The 23,412-nt window shown below is 37.1% G+C and carries 29 protein-coding genes and 1 pseudogene; 14 read left to right on the forward strand and 16 right to left on the reverse strand.

Annotation, left to right across the window (positions count from 1 at the left end; translation table 11 throughout):
- Positions 1–137: 137 nt before the first annotated feature.
- From JMW85_RS13885 to JMW85_RS13900, 4 genes are all read right to left on the reverse strand, one after another.
- Entirely contained in the window at positions 138–422 is a 285-nt protein-coding gene (locus JMW85_RS13885; RefSeq protein WP_181716922.1) for a BrnT family toxin, read from the reverse strand.
- Positions 419–619 carry a type II toxin-antitoxin system RelB/DinJ family antitoxin gene (locus JMW85_RS13890; protein WP_201582180.1) on the reverse strand — a complete coding sequence of 67 codons (201 nt, stop codon included), beginning with the start codon at positions 617–619 and terminating at the stop codon, positions 419–421. Before JMW85_RS13890 ends, JMW85_RS13885 begins: the two co-directional genes overlap by 4 nt.
- Before the next feature lie 104 nt (positions 620–723).
- Positions 724–984 (reverse strand): hypothetical protein, encoded by a 261-nt coding sequence (locus JMW85_RS13895; RefSeq protein ID WP_201582181.1) that lies wholly within the window; start codon positions 982–984, stop codon positions 724–726.
- Between the two features lie 65 nt (positions 985–1,049).
- On the reverse strand, positions 1,050–1,460 hold the full coding sequence (locus JMW85_RS13900; RefSeq protein ID WP_045455920.1) for a hypothetical protein: 411 nt from the start codon (positions 1,458–1,460) through the stop codon (positions 1,050–1,052).
- Positions 1,461–1,892: 432 nt separating this feature from the next.
- On the opposite strand from JMW85_RS13900, the gene JMW85_RS13905 reads away from it, so the two are divergent.
- The 6 genes and pseudogenes from JMW85_RS13905 (at position 1,893) to JMW85_RS13930 (ending at position 7,488) form a co-directional block, all read left to right on the forward strand.
- The gene (locus JMW85_RS13905) at positions 1,893–2,267 is read left to right on the forward strand and encodes a hypothetical protein (protein ID WP_045455917.1); all 375 of its coding nucleotides are present in this window, start codon (positions 1,893–1,895) and stop codon (positions 2,265–2,267) included.
- Between the two features lie 629 nt (positions 2,268–2,896).
- Positions 2,897–3,844: a replication initiation protein RepM gene (repM, locus tag JMW85_RS13910; protein WP_227679047.1), complete on the forward strand. Its 948-nt coding sequence runs from the start codon at positions 2,897–2,899 to the stop codon at positions 3,842–3,844.
- A 95-nt stretch (positions 3,845–3,939) separates the two neighbouring features.
- The gene (locus tag JMW85_RS13915) at positions 3,940–4,632 is read left to right on the forward strand and encodes a thiopurine S-methyltransferase (protein WP_045455913.1); all 693 of its coding nucleotides are present in this window, start codon (positions 3,940–3,942) and stop codon (positions 4,630–4,632) included.
- 247 nt (positions 4,633–4,879) lie between these two features.
- Positions 4,880–5,059 (forward strand): annotated as a pseudogene (locus JMW85_RS13920) (integrase core domain-containing protein); the annotation flags it as partial.
- Positions 5,060–5,113: 54 nt separating this feature from the next.
- Positions 5,114–6,148, forward strand: a complete 1,035-nt coding sequence (locus tag JMW85_RS13925) for a hypothetical protein (protein ID WP_045455950.1) — start codon at positions 5,114–5,116, stop codon at positions 6,146–6,148.
- 125 nt (positions 6,149–6,273) lie between these two features.
- Complete coding sequence (locus JMW85_RS13930; RefSeq protein ID WP_201581386.1) at positions 6,274–7,488, forward strand: IS256 family transposase; 1,215 nt, start codon at positions 6,274–6,276, stop codon at positions 7,486–7,488.
- A 232-nt stretch (positions 7,489–7,720) separates the two neighbouring features.
- Here JMW85_RS13930 and JMW85_RS13935 read toward each other — a convergent pair whose 3' ends face one another.
- The 3 genes from JMW85_RS13935 to JMW85_RS13945 all read right to left on the reverse strand — a co-directional run bounded on the left by JMW85_RS13935 (position 7,721) and on the right by JMW85_RS13945 (position 8,972).
- Positions 7,721–8,023 carry a helix-turn-helix domain-containing protein gene (locus tag JMW85_RS13935; RefSeq protein ID WP_045455952.1) on the reverse strand — a complete coding sequence of 101 codons (303 nt, stop codon included), beginning with the start codon at positions 8,021–8,023 and terminating at the stop codon, positions 7,721–7,723.
- A gap of 1 nt (position 8,024) precedes the next feature.
- Positions 8,025–8,372 (reverse strand): type II toxin-antitoxin system RelE/ParE family toxin, encoded by a 348-nt coding sequence (locus tag JMW85_RS13940; RefSeq protein WP_045455954.1) that lies wholly within the window; start codon positions 8,370–8,372, stop codon positions 8,025–8,027.
- Between the two features lie 291 nt (positions 8,373–8,663).
- A complete protein-coding gene (locus JMW85_RS13945) occupies positions 8,664–8,972 on the reverse strand; it encodes a hypothetical protein (RefSeq protein WP_045455956.1) in 309 nt (102 codons plus the stop codon).
- Positions 8,973–9,113: 141 nt separating this feature from the next.
- Here JMW85_RS13945 and JMW85_RS13950 point away from each other — a divergent pair, with 141 nt between their 5' ends.
- The 5 genes from JMW85_RS13950 to JMW85_RS13970 all read left to right on the forward strand — a co-directional run bounded on the left by JMW85_RS13950 (position 9,114) and on the right by JMW85_RS13970 (position 11,734).
- The gene (locus JMW85_RS13950) at positions 9,114–9,713 is read left to right on the forward strand and encodes a hypothetical protein (RefSeq protein ID WP_201581388.1); all 600 of its coding nucleotides are present in this window, start codon (positions 9,114–9,116) and stop codon (positions 9,711–9,713) included.
- 42 nt (positions 9,714–9,755) lie between these two features.
- Complete coding sequence (locus JMW85_RS13955) at positions 9,756–10,145, forward strand: hypothetical protein (protein ID WP_193007231.1); 390 nt, start codon at positions 9,756–9,758, stop codon at positions 10,143–10,145.
- 169 nt (positions 10,146–10,314) lie between these two features.
- The gene (locus tag JMW85_RS13960; protein WP_201581390.1) at positions 10,315–10,794 is read left to right on the forward strand and encodes a DNA/RNA non-specific endonuclease; all 480 of its coding nucleotides are present in this window, start codon (positions 10,315–10,317) and stop codon (positions 10,792–10,794) included.
- A gap of 1 nt (position 10,795) precedes the next feature.
- Positions 10,796–11,185 (forward strand): hypothetical protein, encoded by a 390-nt coding sequence (locus JMW85_RS13965; protein ID WP_045456448.1) that lies wholly within the window; start codon positions 10,796–10,798, stop codon positions 11,183–11,185.
- A gap of 165 nt (positions 11,186–11,350) precedes the next feature.
- Positions 11,351–11,734, forward strand: a complete 384-nt coding sequence (locus JMW85_RS13970) for a hypothetical protein (protein ID WP_045456445.1) — start codon at positions 11,351–11,353, stop codon at positions 11,732–11,734.
- A 107-nt stretch (positions 11,735–11,841) separates the two neighbouring features.
- Here the strand turns inward: JMW85_RS13970 and JMW85_RS13975 are convergent, their stop codons facing one another.
- The 6 genes from JMW85_RS13975 to JMW85_RS14000 all read right to left on the reverse strand — a co-directional run bounded on the left by JMW85_RS13975 (position 11,842) and on the right by JMW85_RS14000 (position 15,653).
- Positions 11,842–12,258: a roadblock/LC7 domain-containing protein gene (locus tag JMW85_RS13975; RefSeq protein WP_201582183.1), complete on the reverse strand. Its 417-nt coding sequence runs from the start codon at positions 12,256–12,258 to the stop codon at positions 11,842–11,844.
- Between the two features lie 8 nt (positions 12,259–12,266).
- Entirely contained in the window at positions 12,267–12,800 is a 534-nt protein-coding gene (locus JMW85_RS13980; RefSeq protein WP_201582184.1) for a GTP-binding protein, read from the reverse strand.
- 4 nt (positions 12,801–12,804) lie between these two features.
- Complete coding sequence (locus tag JMW85_RS13985) at positions 12,805–13,533, reverse strand: BLUF domain-containing protein (protein WP_201581392.1); 729 nt, start codon at positions 13,531–13,533, stop codon at positions 12,805–12,807.
- Between the two features lie 188 nt (positions 13,534–13,721).
- Positions 13,722–14,081, reverse strand: a complete 360-nt coding sequence (locus JMW85_RS13990) for a hypothetical protein (RefSeq protein WP_045455906.1) — start codon at positions 14,079–14,081, stop codon at positions 13,722–13,724.
- A 348-nt stretch (positions 14,082–14,429) separates the two neighbouring features.
- Positions 14,430–14,708: a hypothetical protein gene (locus JMW85_RS13995; protein WP_045455910.1), complete on the reverse strand. Its 279-nt coding sequence runs from the start codon at positions 14,706–14,708 to the stop codon at positions 14,430–14,432.
- 744 nt (positions 14,709–15,452) lie between these two features.
- Positions 15,453–15,653: a hypothetical protein gene (locus tag JMW85_RS14000; RefSeq protein ID WP_045455947.1), complete on the reverse strand. Its 201-nt coding sequence runs from the start codon at positions 15,651–15,653 to the stop codon at positions 15,453–15,455.
- 386 nt (positions 15,654–16,039) lie between these two features.
- Between JMW85_RS14000 and JMW85_RS14005 the strand changes: the two genes are divergently transcribed.
- Positions 16,040–16,537, forward strand: a complete 498-nt coding sequence (locus tag JMW85_RS14005) for a plasmid replication DNA-binding protein (RefSeq protein WP_045455945.1) — start codon at positions 16,040–16,042, stop codon at positions 16,535–16,537.
- A gap of 24 nt (positions 16,538–16,561) precedes the next feature.
- On the opposite strand, the gene JMW85_RS14010 is transcribed toward JMW85_RS14005, so the two are convergent.
- Positions 16,562–17,491, reverse strand: coding sequence for a RepB family plasmid replication initiator protein (locus JMW85_RS14010; RefSeq protein WP_045455943.1), 930 nt, complete (start codon positions 17,489–17,491; stop codon positions 16,562–16,564).
- Between the two features lie 309 nt (positions 17,492–17,800).
- A complete protein-coding gene (locus JMW85_RS14015) occupies positions 17,801–19,882 on the reverse strand; it encodes a MobA/MobL family protein (RefSeq protein WP_201582185.1) in 2,082 nt (693 codons plus the stop codon).
- Between the two features lie 256 nt (positions 19,883–20,138).
- On the opposite strand from JMW85_RS14015, the gene JMW85_RS14020 reads away from it, so the two are divergent.
- On the forward strand, positions 20,139–20,450 hold the full coding sequence (locus tag JMW85_RS14020; RefSeq protein WP_201582186.1) for a mobilization protein MobS: 312 nt from the start codon (positions 20,139–20,141) through the stop codon (positions 20,448–20,450).
- A 109-nt stretch (positions 20,451–20,559) separates the two neighbouring features.
- Positions 20,560–22,455: an ATP-binding protein gene (locus JMW85_RS14025; protein ID WP_201582187.1), complete on the forward strand. Its 1,896-nt coding sequence runs from the start codon at positions 20,560–20,562 to the stop codon at positions 22,453–22,455.
- Between the two features lie 69 nt (positions 22,456–22,524).
- Here the strand turns inward: JMW85_RS14025 and JMW85_RS14030 are convergent, their stop codons facing one another.
- Positions 22,525–23,412: a nucleotidyl transferase AbiEii/AbiGii toxin family protein gene (locus JMW85_RS14030; RefSeq protein WP_201582188.1), complete on the reverse strand. Its 888-nt coding sequence runs from the start codon at positions 23,410–23,412 to the stop codon at positions 22,525–22,527.

Here is a 23,412-nt window from a genome sequence, read left to right on the forward strand (position 1 = left end):
TACCACGAGTCGCACCCGACCAGTCTGTGACTTCAGGCATATCAGACAAATCTATATCGTCATCTGAAAGCATCGCCAATCGTTGCAAGTTGGCTTCTTGCTCAGCGCTTAAAGACGGTAACTCATTTGCTTTATAGCTAACCTTGTTCATAGAACCTCCTTTCAGCCTTAGTGGCACGTCGTGCTGATATGATACGAATAACCTCACCACCCTCACTATCTCTTTGAGTATGAGCGACCAGTAATACCGCCACCCCATTCACTGCGCCAAGCGCTTGCCACCGCTCTTCACCGTTTTCATATCGATCTTGCTGACGCAAACACAAAGGATCAAAAAATACCCGAGCTGCTTCTTCAAAGGATAAGCCATGTTTGCGTTGATTACTGCTATTTTTCTGTTCATCCCATTCAAATTCAATCATTGATCACCGTCTTCAAGCGTATTGGTGCTAGGCATTGTCTGATAATCAAAAGACAGCGGTATGCTATTGGTTTCTGCTACCTGATGCAAAAACAGCTTAATCGCTTGTGAAGGCGTTAAACCATAGCCCTCAAGCACCGAAAACGCCTTGTCTTTTAATTCTTGATCCAGACGGATATTATAATTGGTTGAGCTCATAGCAGTACTTATCGCTTATTTATGTATCCTTAATATAAGCGATAAGTACACTAGACTCAATCACTTTAGCGTTTTAGACTTTCACGAGCAGTGATAGTAACGTGTTACTCATCCAGTCCACGCAGGAAATCATCAATTTTCTGTTTGAGCTCTTTTTGTATGACGTAGAGTTCGCTCGCGCTATATTCTCTTAGTAAACGTTCCTCATCTTTTAGCTCAAACATCTTTTTACGTATGCTATCGCTATGAGCTTCGTTTTCTAAACCGAAAGTATTAAGACGACCCATTTGACGGTAGTATTCTCGTTGCGCCTCTTCAAACATCATGAAATGGTTACTTGCTACTGATACACCTCGGATACTCATAGATTGCTCCTTTAGATTTAGGGAATATCACTTATTGGATCTTCGTTTAATTCGGTATCAATAACTCACCTATCAAGAAGTGATTTATTGCTTTTGATTGCAGCTTTTCTTTTCATTTCCTCTAACAAAGCATCGTAATCTATTTCTTCATCGTCTTGGTTGTCACTTTCAGAATCATCATCACTATTTGTATCGTTCTCTTGGATTGACTCATTGCCTTGTGAAATAATTAAATTTTGTTCAGTAAAATCATGCTTTACCTCAAGCCCACTATTAGAATTATCTGTAGCTACAGATAATTCCTTTGACTGTTTTTTATAGCGGTAGAGATAGCTCCTTAGCGTGGAAACCGACAATTCTAAATCATGGCTTTCAGCCAGTATCTCAATGACCCCTTCATGAGTGTAGGTATCGAGCAAACTCTCAATTACCTCATACAGCGACCTGAATTTTGAAAATTTTGTTCTTTTAGCCATCGTTATTCACCTATAACAGCACCAACATTGATTACCCGTCTTTTGCAGTAGAATTGCAGTCATTACGCAGTAATAATGCAGCATATATGCAGTAGAATTGCATCATTATAGATTACTTGCCTCACTTATGCAGTAGATATGCAGTCATTTTGCAGTAAAAGTGCAGTAGTAACGCTCTTATAAGCCTTTTTAGCTAAAAAGGCTTACGACAGGTAGAAAATAACCGATTTTTCTACCTGCTTTTTGGTCATTAAATTATTCAATTTAATGACTACACCTTACGCACCCTAAAGGGATGAAAAAAAGCCTCTTAAATCAGTAGTTTACCCGATTTAAGAAGATTTTTTCTGCATGCAAATTGCAAACAAATTTTATACAAGTATATGATTTATATGATATATTAGTGTCTACAATCTGTAAACAAGGATAATCATGAGCACTCCTACTGTATCATTCCGATTAAAGCCTGAAGTCTACTTAAAACTAGAAGCAATAGCAGCAGAGGCCGGGCTATCTCCTGGTGGCTACTTAAAGAAAAAGTTGGAGTCAGATACCAATAACTTTCTTGAAGACCTTCAGTCTATGAAAGGAGATATTAGTGAGATTCTGCACTTATTGCAGTCGAACGACGAAGGGTCAAAGGCAGTAGAGAACACATCAAATCAGAATGATACGGTCAAGGCTTTGATGCCGATAGTGCTAGAATCGTTATTGATATTAAGAGAAGTGGCAGCACCTAATAAAGTTGATAATGCTCAAAAACTGGTCAACAAAGCAGGAATAAAAGCTTACAATAGTTTGGATTAAAAATTGCCCTTTTATCAGCTGATACAAAGGCTTTTTTTGAGAAATCATCTGATAATAAGAGATTTGTCCTTGGTGGCATATTGATGAAAATTACTGAGATTCTAATGATCTTCCGAAGATTTTAGTTGATATGAGCAATCATGGAACTGTGTAAGCTCATAAAGGCCGTCTAAGGAAGTTAAAAAATTTACCTAGTAATTATACCAAACGATACTTAGAACCTTATAGGGAGCTTAATACGACGTTATTAGCTATATTTGACTAGCTCCTTGATCTCTCTTTTTAAATTATTTGAAATTACTAATATTAAATTTATTGCTATCTTTACTGCCTTTTTCCTTTGTCATTCTCATTATTAATTACCAAAAAGGTTTTTAATGTTTTTAAATACTTTTAAAAGCTTTTACATCCTCTGAAAGCCTTTTTAATAAAGGCTTTAAAGACCTATAAAGCAACGTTTTACGACCTATAAAGCAACGTTTTACGACCTATAAAGCAACGTTTTACGACCTATAAAGCAACGTTTTACGACCTATAAAGCAACGTTTTACGACCTATAAAGCAACTAATTTTAACATTAGTTGCTTTAACAACTTCAAGATATTATAGTTGTTAAAAACAGATGGAGGATGGAAGTGTCTAAGCAGTTAGTTACTAAGGATAATTCTTTAATTGGCGCGAGTTATAGTTTGGGGGTCGTGGAGCAACGCTTAATATTTTTAGCGATTATTGAAGCTAGGGAACAAAAAACGTTAATAGAAGCAGGGGGGGTGTTGCGAATTTATGCGCAAAGCTATGCCAAACAATTCAATGTAGAAAAACATACGTCTTATGAAGCTATGAAAAGGGCAGTAGAAGGATTGTATGAGGCAGGTTTTGCCTATAGTAAAATAGATGAGCGTTCAGGAAAGATAGGACATTATAAAAGCCGTTGGGTAGATAAGATCGGCTATATTGATGACTTAGGTTGTGTCGAGTTGGTATTTGCAAGCGATGTAATTCCTCTGATTACGAGGCTTGAAGCACGTTACACGGAATATGAATTGAAGCAGGTCGTAGGATTGCAGAGTGAGTATGCAATAAGGCTATATGAGTTAATTATTCAATGGAGGTCAGTAGGTAGGACGAGTCAGATATCACTTGTGGAATTACGCGAAAAGCTAGGCCTGGTAGATGAATACCAAAGAATAGAAGCTTTTAAAAGACGAGTTTTAGACTTGGCGATCACTCAAATCAACGAACACACTGATATTACTGTTGAATATGAACAACACAAACAAGGGCGTATCATTACAGGTTTTACATTCAAGTTTAAAGTGAAAACAAACAAACGAAATATTACTGCTAAAGATGAGTCTGAGAACAGCGACAGCTCTACTATTGAAGGGTTAAACGATAAGCAATTGGGTCGTATTGCTCGTAACCCTGATTTTATGGCGGAATACAATCATTTAGTAAGCCCTACTAGCCCAGCTGGGCAGTCACAGCAAGCGTGGGAGTTTGAAATGGTTAACCGCCTTAAAAAAGATGCTTCACAGTTTAATAAACGTCCTATCAGAGAATACCTTGAATACTAAACTGACTATTATTTATTGAATAGATTGATACTATCAGACATCTGCATACCGCTAATCACATCTAAAGCTAACTCTTAAAAATAAAGGTTAATGTTATGAACCCTGAGTTTTGGCAAAATGCATGGCAAAAGAGCCAGACTGACTTTACCCAAAAAAACCCAAATCCAATGCTAATAGATCATTTTAAAGCCTTAAATGTACCTAAAAATGGACGTGTTTTTGTGCCTCTATGTGGTAAAAGCATAGACATGCTATGGTTTTTAAATGAGGGTTTTGATGTTGTCGGTGTTGAGTTGTCAGAAATAGCAGTCACCCATTTTTTTGCTGAAAATGACTTGCAGGCGACAATATCACTACACCCAATCACACCTAGCCTAACCTGTTATCAAACTAAACATAAAGGTCAGAGTCTCAAAATATGGGTAGGTAATATTTTTGATTTGAGTTCTACTGATCTTGGACAAATAGATGCTATTTATGATCGCGGTGCATTAGTTGCTCTTCCAGATATTAAGCCAGAAAATCTACGTACACGTTACACACAGAGAGTTATGGAGCTGAGTAATACAGCAAATCAACTGCTATTATCGTTTGCTTATGATGGAAAAAAGCAGCGTGATGATAAACATAAAGATTTACCGCCTTTTTTAATAACACAAGCTCAACTCGAACAATACTACGCCAAGTATTATGATATAAACCTGATTGCACGAGAAAAATTTGAGTATGTTTCTACCGCAGGTGACTCAGGATATCGTCTCGTTCATACGCTCATATTCAAAAAATAGAATCAAAGATGGTGTGCTAAATTTGCTATTGTTTGAAGTTTAATAGCAGTGTTCGGTACCCTAGTGAGGACTTGAATCTTTGACTGTAGGCTAATGATATCGAGGTTTTGAATTACTGAGATAGCCACAGTGTACTTTATGGTGTACTTACCATACATACTCTATCTATGATCGGTGCGCTATACAGGCATCGAGCTGTATAATTAAAATCTCCCAAGTTAAGGTCTATGAGATTAGCGACAGTGGTCATGCTTATATTAAACGGTTTAATCGTAGTTATCGCAATGAGGTTTTAGATTGCTATTTATTTAATGATTTAAAGGAAGTCAATAAGCTGACTGAGGACTGGATCAAGGTTTATAACACTGAAAGACCCCATGATTCACTTAATGATATGACACCCGCTGAATACAGACAGGTGGCTTAATGATTCTACGAAGATGTTGTGTTAAGTATGGGGTATTTACATGGAAAGTGCACTATGTACAACAAAAAATTAAATATTAATAAGTGTCTAAACCCAATTTTATCTATATTGTCAGTTGCTGTACTTGCTACGCTCTCATCAATGGCAATCGCTCAAAGCACACCTAACCAGTCTTTTAACGTATCAAGCGTTGCTGACAGCTCATCAAGTTGTGACATCTACAAGCACGTTGAACAGTCTGAAACCTCCATTGACCTGAATAATGTCACACAAACGCCAAATGGTATTAAAGTTCATTCTAATGACTTAGATCTTCAAGTGGAAGACTTTCAACCATGCAAAGCCAGTAAGCCATTCAGTAGTGACAAAGAGGCTATTGCGCTGTACCAGCAACTTGAACACGACTTAGACAAGATAGCGGAGATAATTATTCGTGATGTACCAGAAGGCTTCTCTAAATATAAAGGTTTAGATAATGAAGAACTTGACCAAATAATTAAAAACGTAGAACCGGTAAAACAGAAAAAGTACGATCCAGACAAGTTCATAAACGTATACATCTATATGGCGGTTCATAGTTATTTAGGCGAATTCGTACCTAAAGACGATGCTAAAGCCGTGCAGTATATGAGCTATGTGGTTGACTACCATCAATCCTTTAGCCCTAACGATGTATCACCATTACTTAATTCTATGGTTGCGATAGCAATCATAGAAAAACAAAGACATATCAATGATAACAATCCTATTAAATTACAGCATGAGACTGAGAGTAGCGTTGAAGCCGTGACTGCTTATTTGCTATCCAAAGCAGGGCACTTAGACACGAAGGCTATATTAGTAAAGAGTTACATCAATCGAATGGATGAGACCCTTGATAACCCCACTTTAGAAGTGATTCACCAACTATTTGACCCAAAACTTGAGGAACTCACACATCTTGCCGAGCAAGGAAGTTATATTGCTACAAATGAATTGAAAGAATTGTATAAGGGGCTAAAGACCATTGATTTAGAATATGCAGAGCAAGCAAAATATTGGGAAGGTCGAGTTGACACTTTGCCTCACCCAGATAATAGTTGGAATTAGGTGATATACATTTTAAGTATTTTTAGAAGATAAATAAATACTGTTTAAGCAACGTATACCCCAGCGGAAGAGCCTTTCCTAAAAACTGTGTAACTGCTTATAATCCACTAACCGGAGAATAAGCAATGACTACTCAATCTGACATTAAAAAACTGGCCGAGCAAATGGCTGGTAGCATGAAAAGCTTTGATGACATCAAAGACTTCCAAAAGCAGCTCATGCAATCCTTTATCGATACTGCTCTTGAAGCTGAGATGGAAGAGCATCTGGGCTACCCCAAGCATGAGAAAGCAGACAAGCCTAACAAGCGCAACGGACACACTAAAAAGACCGTCCGTAGCGACACAGGCGATCTTGAAATCTCCACCCCAAGAGACCGTGATGGCGCTTTTGAACCTGCACTAGTGCGTAAGCATCAAACCCGTATCTCAGGCCTTGATGACAAGATCATATTCCTTTACGCCAAGGGTCAAACCACCACCGAGATTGTAGAGAGCATTAAAGAGCTCTACGACGTTGATATATCAAGCTCTCTTGTCTCAAGAGTCACCGATAACATATTAGAGGACATCACCGCTTGGCAGAACCGGCCGCTGAGCAGTGTTTATCCTATCGTCTATTTGGACTGTATTGTCGTTAAAGTACGTCAAGATAAGCAGATTATCAACAAAGCCATTTACTTAGCGCTAGGTGTTGCTCTTGATGGTAAAAAAGAGCTGCTTGGTATGTGGTTATCAGAGAATGAAGGCGCTAAGTTCTGGCTGGGTGTTCTCACTGAACTACAAAACCGCGGGGTACAAGATATCCTCATTGCCTGTGTCGACGGCTTAAAGGGCTTCCCTGATGCCATCAACACCGTCTACCCCAACGCTCAGGTTCAGCTGTGTATCGTACACATGCTGCGCTATTCGATGAAGTTTGTACCGTGGACAGATAAGAAGGCCGTAGCGGCTGATTTAAAGGCCATCTACGGCGCTGATACGCTTGAGATAGCAGAGGCCAATCTTGAGTCATTCGATCAGGTGTGGGGTGATAAGTACCCGCATGTGGTTAAGTCTTGGCGCAGTAACTGGGAGGGCTTAACGGTGTTCTTTGGTTATCCTAAAGACATCAGAAAAGCCATCTATACCACCAATGCTATTGAGTCATTAAATAGCGTGATTCGAACGGCGGTGAATAAGCGTAAGGTGTTCCCATCTGATCAGGCAGCTTTCAAGGTGATTTATCTGGCAACCCAGCAAGCATCCAAAAAATGGTCGATGCCAATCCGTAACTGGACGTCTGCTTTAAATCGCTTTATGATTATGTTTGATGATCGTATCAGTAAGCATTTAATCTAAATAGCAGTTACACAGAATCTGGGATAGGCTCCAGCGGAACCAACTATTTCAGCCTCCAAACCTATTAACAGACTACTTAAAACAGACTGGTATAATGGAACCATATATAACAGGTCTTTGAATTAAGGGACTCGCTACTGTGCTTTCCTAATAACGTTAGCCTATTCTTAGCAATAAATAAGCCACCTATAAGAAGGTGGCTTATTAGCGCTTGAATCACTTGAATTCATTGTTACACATTAAAGCCTATATGCTTCCCTGTTGGCAGCTCAACGTCGATACGAAGCTTGCCGCCCATAGCCTCAACATATTTTTTCATGGTCGATATTTTAAGATCATTGCCGCGATTTTCTATAGCAGACAATGAAGGCTGCTTAATACCCATGGTTTGAGCCAGCTCTTTTTGAGAGATATCTAACTCTTCACGGATACGAGACAGCTGGTTTTCTAAAAGCAGTTGCTCTGCCAGTTGTTTAATACGCGCTCGGCTATCTAAAGAACGCTCAGCTAACATCTCTTGTAGTGTCTTAGTCATGTTATAGATCTCCTAAGGTTCTGAGGTGATACTCATACTGCTGGTCTGCAGTGGCTAGCATTTCTTTATAAAAACGCTTTTTATTACCCTTATCACCAATACAAAGCACAACCGCTTGCCGCTTTGGATCAAAGGCAAAAAAGGCTCTGAGTGGCTTGCCTCTGTGCTGAATACGCAACTCTTTCATGTTGGTAAACTTTGAATCGTACACCGTATCCACTAAAGGACGACCTAAGCTTGGACCTTGCTGTTCTAGAACCATCAAAGCTGCCAGTACTTTTTCTTGCGTTGATTCATCTTGCTGATCAAACCATTGGTTGAACAGCTCTGTTGTGATGACAGTCCACATATAAAAACCAATATATAGATTATAGTCTATAATATATAGTTAATCGAGACAGTCTGCAATTATAGTGAGCGGCTCTTAACAGCCTATTCTTAGTAGCGACAATATTTTCTATCGTTAACCTATTGGTTAAAGGGCTGTTCTAGATAAGTAGATTGCAACGATTTAATTAGCTCGATTGACCTAGCTGGTCAGGATATGAGAGTTTGAGATGATTAATAGACTAAAAAAGAATGCATCACAGTTTAGTAAGCGTCCAATTAGGGGTTATTTAGAGTATTAGGGCTCGCGCCATCACTCAAGAAGGCGACAATCTTTATTCAATGGTGGCCAAGTGAATTCTTTATCATCATAGTGCAGTAAGATAGTATCGTTAGTGATTCCATTTATTGTGCCATTTAAATGCTGTAGGCGTATTTTCAAAGAAGTCAGACTACAGAAAGCATTTTGGTAGCTCTCCGCCTCTAGGCTAGCTAACGTTTGCTCTACATACTTATTGATACCATCAATCATCTCGTTGGCATCTTCTTGCCATTCAAAACTGTAATCTGCATCAAGAGAATCTAGATCATCAATTTTTTTTAGATCAATTAAGGCATCCATGAGTTTGCGTAGATTATTAAAGTCTAGGCTCGATATTGTGGTCTGTTAATAGGTTTAAGGGCTAAAATAGCTGGTTCCGCTAGGGTATGCCTGATTTCATTTGGCGAATGTTAACTTTCTAGAGTTAAAAAGGTAAATCGTATGGAAAATTTCAGTAACAAGACAATAATTGACGAAGAAATTATTATTGAAAGTAACAGCTGTATATTTCTAGGACCAAATTTAAAACTCGTTGATTGTGTTGTTATCAATAAGCAAACGGCTAGAGGTATACAGTTCTTAGATGCTGAAATGGTTGGGGGTGTTTTTCAGACGAAGAAGAAGCTAACCAATTGGCAAGAGCATAGTGTGACCTTCGACTCGGTAACCTTCAAAGGTAATTTTTTAGGATGCGATTTGGGCGGACGCCCTGATGAAGAGTCATCAAATCATTATGGATTAGTAAAAGACTGTGATTTTAGCCAAGCAAATATGCACCTATGCCGATTGTTTAATGCTGATATCGAAAGCATTAAATTTGGTAGATGGCCGTACTTCACTATTATTAATCTCGAGGCAGCCGCCATTCAAATTCAGAAATTAAACGTCCCAAATGAGTTAATAATATCGTTAGATATTTCTGATGAGCCAGAAGGAACATCAGCTGTACTATTTAATGCTGAATTGATTGCTAAGAAAGAAGGAATTGATATAGAAGTTATCAAAGAATTAGTCAGCCAGATTGATAGTGTCATAATATAGGTTATTTTATGGTTATAAGGACTATTATTAAGGAGGTCTACTGTGATTGGTGATACGGTTATTTTTGAACCAGATGTCGAAAAAATTAAATATTATCCAGAAGAAGGGCACGGGTTTACATTTGAAACGTTGTGGTTTGATACCATTACAATGCTTGAGCTTACGGATATAATTGACATTCCAATTGATATAGCTGACACCGTCGCTTATGACGAGCATAGTGGTTATTTACTTTCGAAGCTAAACCCAAAAGCGGTTAGCTATATTTTTGAGAAATATCCAACACTGACTACTCTAAAAAATGTTGATGATTTAGATAAGGACGATCCGCTACACCAATTAGGTGATGTTGAGATATCTGATTTGATCAAGCTCTATGAGTTTATAAGACGATACGGTATAGAAAATTTATATCTTTATTCTACCTTTTAAAAGCCTGCTCTTGCAGGTTTTTTTATGATACTACGTTAAGCCCACATTTAAGGAAGGCAGCTCAGTATTAACGACTTATAGTTATAAAAGCAATAATACCCCTGAGGGTTTTGTAAAACAAAAACTACCTGCCGTGATTAAAGTCACAGACTTAGCTACCTTTAATCGTATGGCAGAGAATCCACTACCCAACACGACTTATGAGTATGGTAGCTATGCATGGCGTACCGATAGTAAAGGTCGTGTTGATCAAGTATCAGGTACAATTGATCCGAAAGACCATGGGCGTCAAACAACAGATAGCATTACTACGACAAAAATTGGTAACGATAAGGGGTCGAAATCGGGTGATGTAGGTTTCCATTTAATTGGTAATCAGTTCAATGGTCCAATTAATCGATTAAATGTTGTACCAGGTAACGGAAAACCTTCTAATGGAGTAGCAAACTTAAATCAAGGAGCCTATGCGAGTAAGTTTGAGAGTAAGGTAAAAGCGTTAGCCGCAGCGGGTAAAAAGGTAGAAGTAAGGATAGAGCCAATTTATCGTAGTGGTAATAATACAACAAGGCCAGATACAATCAGAACAAGCTATAGAATTGAAAACGGTACTTGGAGAACTAGAACGTTTAAAAATCAAGCAGGAGGTTGAAATGAATAACTATGAAAAGAACTCTATTGAAAAAAAGATATCACTTTGGGTACAGAGTAACGCACCTACCGACTGGAAAAAATGTTGTGTATATATTGAGCTAATTATCATAAATAATGATTATGAGTCAGATGAATCGGTAGTCTGGTTTGATAGTAATAATCAAGTTATTGATTATTTAGTAGAAGGTAGTATAGGTATTCAAATGACCGATTTATTTTACGAATTAAATAAAGTTAGTTTTATGACTGACAATAGATCTTGGACGACCTGCAAGATGAAAGTTACTTCAGATGGAAAATACAACTTTGACTTTGGCTATGACATACCACCACGCCTTATGGGATCAGCTGAAGACTTGATGTACGACCCAGACTATAAAGAGTTCTAAAATATGAACTTACTATTTAAAAACTTTATCCGTTATTAATTTGATTGAGCCAATATATAATTCAAACAACCGAAGTGTTAGACCAGATGCTTTTTCAGTGTCTTATGGCGAAGTTGGTAAAAGAGTTACAGAAAATATTATTCAAAATAAAAAAGGTGGTTGAAGATGAGTGTAACTAAAGTGGAAGAACTACAAGAGCTAATCGTTAGATGGGTTTTTGATAATAGTCCACAGAACTGGACTAAGTACTGTCACTACATTGAGCTAGTCAAAACAGGTGAGGATTTTGAAAATAGTTCATCTTCGGTATGGTTTCATAATAACGAAGAAGTAGATTATAGAGTAGACGTCAACAATAGGTATCTCTTATTAAAATTATTTTTTGAATTAAATGAAACTATGCATAATTCAAAAGAATATTGGACTACCTGTAAAATGAAAGTCACAGTAGATGGACAATATAACTTTGACTTTGGCTATGACATACCACCACGTCTCATGGGATCAGCTGAAGATTTACTCTATCATCCAGATTATGAAAGTTTCTAAACTCTGAGCTAGCTATTAGGGGAAGTATTTGGTTTTGTATCTATTCATAATTGAGTACTCCCTCATAAGTCCTACTGTACAGATGATTTAGGTAATCTCGTAAAACACTACTCAGTGATAGCAGATATAAGACCAATCAGTTTTTTGGTCTTATATCTTGCTTCTGCTAGTGCCATCTTATTCTGTGCTACTACGGTCAACACACAAGGCTTACCGATATAGTCAGTTTTGACAAATAGCATGTTTCCAGCAGTGGCTTCGACGATAGTGATGTCGCACTTGCCCTGCTTCATTTGACTCGCGGATGAATCGCTCAGTGCTGATAGTGTGCTGCTCATCGCTGCAAACTTGTCCGTTTGATTGCTCAATTCACTGATCGAAAAGCAACTAATGGGAAAGCCATCTGTGGTGCATAAGCTAACCAATATGACTTCTCTATTGGCGTCACACAGTGCTTTCATATGGCTTAATAACACTATTTTTGCTGGTGATTTTTCGTCTAATTTTTCTTTTAACATAGTCATATCTGGCATTAGTCTTGATTGTTAAGGGTATTAAATAATGACAACAGAGACACGGCGGACTCTCTATTTCTAGGATCTGTATGGAGCACGGGTGCCACCACTTTATGCTGCATCAACATCACTCTTATTTCTTGTCCCAGTGCTGAAAGGCTATCTTTGTCAGCATCCTCGCAATGAGTGATGCCAATGATACACGTGGTCTGATTTTTTTCTGGTGCAAAAAAGTGTAATAGCTTATCTAAATTGGCATAATCGGGTGTCTCGTCATATCTAATCAAAATGAGCAATCCCCATAGCGACTGATTGACGAACTCCCATAAAAAAGAAAACCGCTCTTGACCTGGCACACCGTAAATACCTAGCGCCATATCGTCAGACAGAGTGATGCGCCCATAATCGATACCGACCGTCGTGTACTCTTTACCGATATCGATACTAGATTTTGCTTCTGTTTCGATGGGGCTTATCTCGCTTAGGGTTTTGACCAACTGAGTTTTTCCAGCACCTACTTCACCAATGATTGCTAGTTTCTGATAATTCAATTTTTTACCTCATTCCTAAGAATTTTTTGATCGCACCATAAAATTTGTTAGGCTTTTTCTCATTTACGGTTTGCTCATGTATCGGTGCTGCCTCTGTGACACTCAATAAACCTAAACGATCAAACTCTCTGATAATCTGTGTGACTTGATGATGGCTACCAAAATCACCACTATCCGCTAGTGCATTAAACGAATAAGGCTTTTTAGTCAATTTGATACACAGGTTCATAGTCATTTGAGGATTACTTTCATTATTCAGATCAGGCCAAGCTAATAATCTTAAATTCTTACCTTCATAATACTTTTCAGGCGCCGTATCAGATTTTTTTATATCAATAAACGGTTGAATACGTCTTTGTTGAGACTCATCAAAGCTGTTCAACACAGCGCTATTATTCTCAATGAACGCATTAAAAAAGTTATCTTGATCCACAAAGTCAAACACGCTCACAGCCCAATTATTAAAGCTGCGTTTGATCACGCGCACATCCAAAAACACCCAAAGATCTTCATGTCTAGGATCAGAAGCTATCTTACTCATTAACTTGTCTACTTCCAGATGAGGGCCTTCTAGCACTTGCAGATACTGACCGTCACGGTAAGAGATGATACCCGTAATTTGCGATTTTGGATTATTCTTACGAGAGACGCTAACGATGTCTGATAACCCAGTAGGCATTCGAATAGTACGATCACTGATAGGCACTCTACTGACGTATGCAATACACTTCATTTTGCCACCACTTGATAAAACGGCTCACGCTCGTTAAGTTATTCCTACTGCTTATAAAATAATAATTCGCTATGTACAGTACGTACATAACGAATTTGACCTTGTTGCCAGTCTTGTCTTATTTAAGGCGCGATAAGCAACAAGGAGAGTTTGATAAATCACTCATTTTTTGAACACGACCAACCGAATTATATTTCTAGTTTATTTTCTACCGCTTGTACCTTACGGCGGGCTAATGCAAGATTGGCTTTTGATTTATCAAGCACCAAATAAATAAACAAGTCTTCATGCTTGGCTGTAGGACGAATGATGTGCAATTGAGACTCCAAGGTGATTAACATATCTTCGATTTCACCTTTGATATCTAATGATTTCATCGTTGCTACTTTCGCCTTTACCACTTGCGAGTTACCTGCTGCTGCAAGTTCTAAGTCAACGCCGCCGCCAGCCATACCAAGTACCATGCCTGACATATAGTCGACGATACAGCCACCCATTGCACCATCAAGATTCATTAATTCTTGTAACGACTCAGCGATATTTGACATACTTTTTCCTATTTATTTGATTGTATTAAAATAAAGTAATAATAAAATTGTGAGATGTTAATGACATTAAAACATCTGTAGCTAAGTGTTTTTTAGCGAATGCATTGCACTACAATTAGTAAAAGAATTTTTACTTAGCCGGAGCTATTATAGCCCATATATAAAAGATAAATTATTTTTATCTAGCCGCTTATCATTAAAAAACTACCGTTTATCTTGAAAGTAGGTGATAAATAAAAAAACATGTTCATTTATTAAATTAACTCGACTTAACAAATTAGAAAAACCAACTAATCCAACGATATCGAATACCGACTTACTTAGAAAAATTAGCTATATCTGACTAAGTTAAGCAATGGTCGGTTTACCATTGTCAAACATAACACTATAAATAACTACAACTCCTGTTCGATCAGGCAATAGCTCTATGATGTTGGCAACTGGAATAAAAATTTCTTGATTATCTCCTAGCTTAATAAAATATTTAGATGAAATTACTTTATGACCTTTACTTAAGTGCGTATACAATTCGGATCCTTTATTCTGATCTGCACTACTCTCTATAAATAATCGCCCATCATCGCATGTGCTTTTAATTAAAATTTCTTTAATCACTGTTTTTTTCATTTCAATACCTTTTACCATAACGTCCGTTGTGGGAACACGTTCGACTCCCGTATAGCACACCGATCATGAATAGAATATTTATGGTAAGTACATCATGAAGTACACTGTGACTATTTCAGCAAGTTAAAACGTTAATACCATTAGCTCACAGCCTTATTTTCAAGTCCTCACTAGGGAACTGTATCTTCAGTTTGCTATGAACATCTCTATTGACAATGGTTATCACCAACATTAATATTCGATCTTTTAAATAAACATACGTTCATTTATTAGGATTTTTGATGCGGAATTTTGTCCTAGATTACCCAAAGGGGAGTTACCGCAAGTTTTTCATTGTGGCTTTAATCCTAAGTTTTGGTTTTTTCATAAACTCTTCTATAAATAAAGACATACCAAACATCTTAATATGGCTAGGAATATTTTTAGCAGTATTGAAGCAAGTTGTCATACCTGTAGATCTAGACCAAAAACTATCTTTGTCGAAAAAAAGGTACTCTATAAGTGATGATGATTTCATAAGTCATTATAATAGTAGTTCTATTACTCATAATAACAACAAGGATAAAACTTGGCATAAATTAATAATACTGGGTGATGATATTTCGTCTATTTTACTTACTGCTGTCATAATCTATAGCATATTTGGTTAACTAAATTGTATTAGTAAGCCATAACAAAACTGTTATAGATTACTAATATAATGAAAGACTTACTATCTAAAATTGGGAACTGTAAGTAGCGAACTCAAATCTTTTCAGCTTCTAACTTAGTTACTATACTTTCAAAAACTTCTTCAAAGTGCTGGCTATCAGTACATTTTTTAAATGCGTTCTCATTCCAAAACCCTAAATGAAATATGATTGTAAGTCGCTTTTTATCCGCAGTTATCTTTTTAATTTCCGATAGGTTAACAATTCCATCGTCTACAACTATAAAGGTTGGCATATCAATCTCTTTTTATCATTTTTATTAGGGCGTGTCCTCATTTTAAAAATGGTGATAAAAATGAGATAAATTGCAGTTAACCAAGGAAAATAGCGCTGTTAACATCGAGATATTGATAAGCTATTTGACGATGTTTAACAAAATTTAGCCATTTTTAGCCCATTTAGAGAGTAATTGATTGAATTGAGGACACGCCCTAGTAATAGGTAGCTATAATACCCTATATTTGTTCAATGAAATGGATGATATATGTCTGAGTGCCTAACTTCTATACCAAGTATTTATAGTTTGCCACACAAGCACGTTAGTGCCATAGTTGTTCACTGAACGTTCTGTACAGTGCAACTGTACAGGTTCTAAAAACGTACTTGAACATTAGGTGAACAATGAACATATCGGTGACGAAAGCCGCAAAAGAATGGGGTGTTTCAAGAACGACGATCTATCAAAAAGTCAATGATGGAGAGCTCTCTAGAGCAGCAGACAAAAAAATTGACACTGCAGAGATGCTTCGGGTATTTGGAGAGCCTTTGTCCAAAAAACGTACTGAACAATCACTGAACAGCTCTCATAATACGCACTTGAACAGTCTGACTGTACAGTCTTGTACAGCGCTTGAACACCAACTAGATCTAGAGAAATTAAAGAACGAACACCTTCGACAGCAAGTCAGCGATCAAAAGCAGTTGATAGAGAATTATCAACAACAGATTAGTCAGCTAAACAAGACACTGGACAAAGCTAATGCTAGTATTCACGATTTTTCTCAAGTGAGGCTGCTAGAGTTCAAACAATTTGAGCACAATGATGAACCACAGCCAGAACAAAAATCAACAATGACACCGGCAAATGCTCCCAAAAAGAAAAAACGGTGGTTCTTTTGACTAGAACGGATGTTAGACAAAGTATTAGTGTTTAATCTTTGGTAAATAGCTCTCTAAACCCTTATTGGGCTTGTTAAAGCTTTCAGGTTCTCGCTGTATGATATTTATCATTTCGCGCTTAAATGCGTCAGTCTGCATTTTGCCGTCATAACTTAGGCTTGGATGATTATTATAGTCATTCATAAACTGCAGGTTATCGACTATAGACTGTATGGTAGCTTTTGACAGAGTGCCATCTTCACTGGTTAGTTTATCCAATGTTTTCCGATGGAATTTGAGCGTTAATCTCTCATAACCTTTGCCTCTACTTTTTTTATGATACTCAACAGTGACCTTGTAGTTTGTACTCTCATTGACTTCATCTATAGCAGTGTCAATCACACGCTCTCTAAGCTGTCCAAATTGCTTATACTTACCTTTAATGCCCATAACGTAGCGAAAATCATCTAAATTCATAGCTTTAGTATATTGATACTGACCTACCCAACAAACAATTAATTCATATAGGCGTATCGAATGAATACTTGATAGCTCAGATACCTCCATCAGCCTATATTTTGTGAAGTTAGCTTTCAGCTGTGTCAAATAAGGCAGTACATCCTCTGCAAATGTTATTGTTATCTGCTCTCCGTTGGGATCATAAAGAACGCCGCTAACAAAGCGGGTACGAAGCGTTTTATTATCCTCCAGTGCTATCAGAACTTCTCTATCAAAAAGCCGATTGCTAGCTTGCTCTAAATCTCTAAAAGCATTCTTCTTAGTACTATCGTTATAGAATATCTTTGCTACTTCCTCGACTGTCACTGTGAACTTGGTTTGCTTAGTAATGTTTGGCGCATCGGGTCTACTATCAATACGACTAATACAAGTTAGTAAAAGCTGTTTCTCTTTAGTGGTCATGGTATAAGCTGCTAGGACAAGCTCATTGGATTGTACAACTAGATTGTTTTCCATATTTTTTTCGAATCCCTGCTTAATATACTGTTATTTCCAATAATAACTAAGCTTTACTTTAACATATAAAACTATAAATAATATCATAAATTTTTATTTGTGTTTATTCTACTCATTTTGTGTTTATTCTACTCATTTTGTGTTTATTCTACTCATTTTGTGTTTATTCTACTCATTTTGTGTTTTTTCCATCCGTAACATATTGATTTTAAAGGGTAAAAAAGCCTCTTAAACAGGAGTAAACAGGAGTAAACAGGAATAAATAAAAACCCTTAAAGAAACGGGTGAATAAAAAAGTTGTGGATAAGATTAAAAAGGAGAAGGAGAGGGTCGATTGATAGGTCTAGCAATCTCTAATTTCTGACTAAGGACTCTCAATCCGTTATTAATGCTCTTGATATCGCTTTCAGTCAATTTATCAGCATATTTGGTATTAAACCCACTTAAACTAGATTCAAGCGCTCTAGCATGCTTCTGGACGATCTCGTTACTATCTAATGTTCTTAATCCTTGATAGGTAAGTTCATACTGCTTGGAAGTTCTTCTTAGAATCTCGCTGATATGCTCCTGAGCTAATACTTTGCATTCGTTAGCGGTGGTTTCTTTGTTTATGTACTGCTCAATGTTATCTAAATAACTGACCGCTGTTAGCGTTTCTGCCGTCATTCGGCTAATGTCACTACGACCCAACGAGCCTTGCAATTCATTGTTTTTGGCTGTTCTGCTAGCATCTAATCGAGTAATGAATACCTCAAAATCGGCTGTGACCTCGTGATAGTTTTTACGTTCTTTTTGTCTGTTAATTAATATATCCATTGCATTGAGGTTGTCTTGCATCACGTCAAACGTAAACAAGTCCGCAATGCGCCGCTGTTCCTCTCTGAAATCATCAAAATCGTTGGTTAAGCGCAATTCGTTAGCGAAGCGATCAAGGACTTTGACTTGTCGATAGTCAAATTTTTCAGGGTAATAAGCAGGATTATCGCGAAAGCCTGGGCGCAAGCTGAACTTTTCATGGTGTCGAGTCATTAAACGATGAGCAAAAGCGCCTAACGTCGCTCTAAGATCATTATTGTCTTTCTCATCTGCGTAACTTTCTCTGTGAGCTTGTTTATCCTGCTCTCTAAGCTCTCGATCAATTCGTCTTTTTCGCTCATGAAAGGCTCGTCTGTAGTTGTCATCAAAGGGGCTTGGAGCTGGTCTTGCGCTTTGCTCAACTGCTCTGTTAATTGCAATATCTGACTTTCCGATAGCTTCAGTGACGCTGTTAATTGACTGTTTTGTGTTGTTAATTCTTTGTATGAGCTTGTCATTTGCTTGTGCTGTGTCAGAATATCTTTTTGTGTTGCTCTCAACTGCTTTGTGGTTTCCATCAATCCAACTTGGTAGGTTTTTGCATCGCTTACTTGACCACTCAATGTCTTGTTCTGTTCGCTCAATTTGTCGTTTTGTGTTTCTAATGCTTTGATTCGCTCGATCAATATATCGTTCTGCTCTTTCAAGTCGTTCATCATAATCTCGCTGCTCAAAAATAATTCTATTGGACGCTTCTAGCACTAAACTATTACGCTCCGCGATCATGGCGTTGATTTCACCTCTAATCGTCACTGGCGCAATGCCGTTAAATACCTCGCCTTTTTCCATTGCTACCGATTTAGCTTTCTCATATGCGTCACGCTCCAGCTTGGTTGCAACGCTACCCATCTTAAGTTGTGGCTCAATATCTTTGACTTGATCTGCATAGCTACGGCAATCTATCAAATCGTGCTTATGCTCAGCTAATTTTTCATTAGCAAGCTGCTCCCATAGTTGGCGAACCTCTTTAATCTCAACACTGACTCGTTCCATGCCAAGCTTATGACGCTTCGTATCGGACAACTCAATATCAGCTTTGTCAGTCAATAGGATTTCATTATTATTGCCAATTGCCGCCGTACGAGTAGTAAACATAATATGAGCATGGAAGTTGCGAGGATCTGCCCCTCGATCAATCTCTTTTTGTGTGGGTTTGTGAATAGCACAATCGGCAATCGTGCCGTAACGATCCGCTAGGGTTTGGGCGAACTTGTGTGCCAGTGTCTTACGATCTTGCTCACTTAACTCATGCGGTAGATTAACCAGCCATTCACGAGCCACCCTCGCATCTTTGCGTTTCTCGGCACTCTCTGCTTTGTTCCATAAATTACTACGATCAATAGTAGCGCCGGCAGCAGCTAATGCTGACGGCAAAATAATATCCGTGCTCATGACACCTGAACGTTTGGAGTAATCATGGGTTTTACCGTATCGTTTATCCTCAAGCTCAACACCTGCACGATAGCTCGCACTGGCAACAGCACTTTGTCCGCTACCTCGTGATATGGATTTGGTCGATGCGAGAAAAATAGCCATTTTCAAATGCTCATACTTTTGCTTTTTGGCACTACATCTTTTCGTAGTGTTGGGGGTGTGGGGGTCTTACCCCTGCCGATGTTTTGACTTCATAAATGCATGACCGTAGGGAATAAACATTTGTGAAGTCGAAAACTCGCACTTAGTCAGTGGGACTCAACCATCTGTCAAATGACTATATCATAAACTGTTGTTAGGTATTGGCGAAGTTGCTATAGTTAAGTACATGAATAATTTGATAATTCAAGGAACGGTTATGAGCTTACTCGGTGGTAGTGATCTAAAGGAACAGCAGAAGATTAATGAACTTGAGCTTAAGATCAATAGAGAGAAGCAGAAGCTAGATAAGAAACTGACACGGCAAAAAATACTACTGGGCGCTTTTCTTGTAGATGCTTTAGAGAAGAATTCGTTAGATGGTTTAAGGGAATATACAGCCGATAATCTGTTAGATTTTTTGAGCAGACAAACGGATAAGGATTTAATGGCAGACTTAGTGAAAGAACTTAAGGATAGAGCTAGTGTTGAGAATAACAACGAAGCTAAGATAGACTCTAAGCTATTTTGAATAATTTAGTGATTTATGCTTATAAAAAAATCTCGTATTGATTTACTTAATACTTAATTTTTTTTGGTTAAACGGTGCTGTAATAGAGTTATTTTGAGGAAATTAGGAAATGGTTATTTCAAAGCTATACATAAAAAATTTCAGAGGTTATACAGAACAGACTATAGAAATACACAAAGATTTAAATGTAATTATAGGGAAAAATGACGTGGGGAAGTCTACTATTTTAGAGGCTTTAGAGATTTTTTTTAACAACGATACAGTGAAAATTGATGTTTTAGATTTAAATAAAAAGAGATTGAATGGAGCAGACAGTGATATTACAATTCAAGTATCTTTTAAGATTGACTCAAAAAAATCTTATACAATTGATACTATTCCAACGCAACTATCACAAGAATACTTATTAGATTCAGAAGAATATTTAACTATAAGAAAGGTTTGGAGTGCTTCAGGGTCAAATATAACGTCAAAATCATTAAAAACTTATATAGTTGCAGATTATCCTTATGCAAAATTCAACAACCCATTAATATGTAGAAAAATAACTGACTTAAAAAAAGAACTAGCTTTATTCCACAGTAGTCATGATACTACTGTGGTTAATAAAACTATTTGTAGTGAGATTCGTAAAGCTATTTATGAGTTTTCAAATATCCAAAGTTCAGACTTAACAGAAACTATTATTCCTATTGATGCGGAAGATGGAAAAAAAATTTATGATGCAATTAAAGTAGATCTACCACTTTACTTCCTTTTCAAGGCAGATAGAGAAAATAAGGACTCAGATTCAGAGGTACAAGGTCCTCTAAAAGTCATTACTAAATCTATTTTAAGTGGAATGCAAGAAGATTTAGATAAGTTAAAAGATAAGATAGTAACAGCAACTGAAGAAGTTGGTTTAAGAACCATAGAAAAACTTAGGGAAATGAACCCAGAGATTGCTAACGCATTAACACCGACGGTTTCAACAAAAGCATGGGATAGTTTGTTTTCATTTACATTCGAAGATGAAGATGGGATACCAATTAACAAGAGGGGAAGCGGTGTAAGAAGATTAATACTTCTAAACTACTTTAGAGCTGAGGCTGAAAGACAAAGAGTATCAGAAAAAACGGTTATTTATGCTCTGGAAGAACCAGAAACTGCACAGCATCCAGACTGGCAAAAAATGTTATATAGTGCTTTAGTTGACCTTTCTGAACAAGAAAATACCCAGATATTACTAACGACACATAGCCCTAGCTTAGGTGCATTGGTCCCTACAAATAATATTATTTTTATATACCGAGAACATAATCAAATAGAAATTGAGTCGAACGATCCATTAGTGCTAGATAAAGTCACTCAATCTTTAGGGGTAATGCCCAATATTACAATTGCAAAAGTCGATTCAAATATAAAGTTGATTATATGTTTAGAAGGATACACGGATGTCGAGTTTTTAAAAAATATATCGCCTTGTTTTAATTTTGACTTAAAAAATAACTCTAATATTTTAATTATACCTCTAGGAGGCGGCAACTTAGAACATTGGGAAAACTATAAATATTTAGATAAGTTATCTAGCATTCCACAAATGCATATTTATGATAGAGATGTTAAAAAATATAAAAGAATAATAAACAAGATTAACCAAAATGCATTACACAAAGCTTTCCAGACAAAGTTTTATGAGATAGAAAATTACATCCATCCCAGCTTACATAGCCAGTGCTATGAATTTTCAGATCCATTCATTGATATGGCAGATAGTCGATGGATAGACACTTGGAAAGATATGAACATCCCTAAAAGCTTAAGTGCCCATTTAAAAGAATGCTACAAAAACGGAGATAGAAACTTAAAGGAATATAATGAAAAAGAAATAAAAAGAAAATTTAATCTAGAGTTGTCTAAAGATTTAAGCGTAGGTCTACTTCAAGATATGGATGCCTATACTGAAATCAATGAGTGGTTCGAACATATAAAGACCGTTACATGTGAAGTAAATTCATCTTCTTAAGCCCCACCACCTTCACTTAAGTAGATAGTAAATGGTTGAGAGTAAGGCTTAAACCTTACCCTCAACATATTATATCTTTAAATTACTCCATGGGAGTGATTCAAAATAATCTTGGACTACGGTATACATATCTGCTGGAGGTACTTCTGTATCGATATCTATTTCAAGAGAAAGGGTATGAAAATCTTCGAGTGAGAGTCTTTTTATCTCTTCATCTCTCATTCCAAATTGATTTAAGTATTCTTCTATTCCTTTACGCTCAGAGCATTTTATCAGTTTATCTAATACAGTTTTTTTAGTTTCGTTTGAGTATAAAAGACTTGCTTCTTGGTTTAAAAGATAGTGAATATCGAAAACATCCTGACGGCGACTACGAGTTCTAACGATCTGTTGTAGTATGCTGCGATACTTCTCAGCTATAAGCTGTTCAAGTGAGTAACATAAAACATTGAGTCGGTCAGTTAACTTGAAGTTCTCAGTATCACTTACTGACACACTCTCATTGAAGCTAATATCAAGCTCAATGATGTGAGGAGATTGCTTGTTATCTAAGCGTTTTATAGCGTTCTTATTTGTTCTATCCGCATACCCAATCCTCGCTTTATAAGCCGGGAACTTTACTTTACTAGGATCTTTAGGCATGTATTTTATAGAATGAACTAGGAGCTTTAAGTCGTAGTCATTTAAGGCGACAACAGCTGTAATTTGCTTGCTTAGCTTTAATTCTAGATCTTCTTTGCTTAAAACTTCCATGTTATCTAAAGAAGATAGATCTAGATCGGTTGTATAGCGTTCCGAGCCATAAGCTAAAGATAATACTATTCCTCCCTTTATGACTAAATTTTGCGATAAGAATTTATCACGAGAGATAGCCAATAAAATTAAGTGAATAGCTTGCCTAAATTTTTTTTCATCATCATTTTCTGCTCTGTCTATCCATTCTTCAATATTTTTCAT

Source organism: Psychrobacter glacincola, from assembly GCF_904846075.1.
Lineage (GTDB): Bacteria > Pseudomonadota > Gammaproteobacteria > Pseudomonadales > Moraxellaceae > Psychrobacter > Psychrobacter glacincola_C.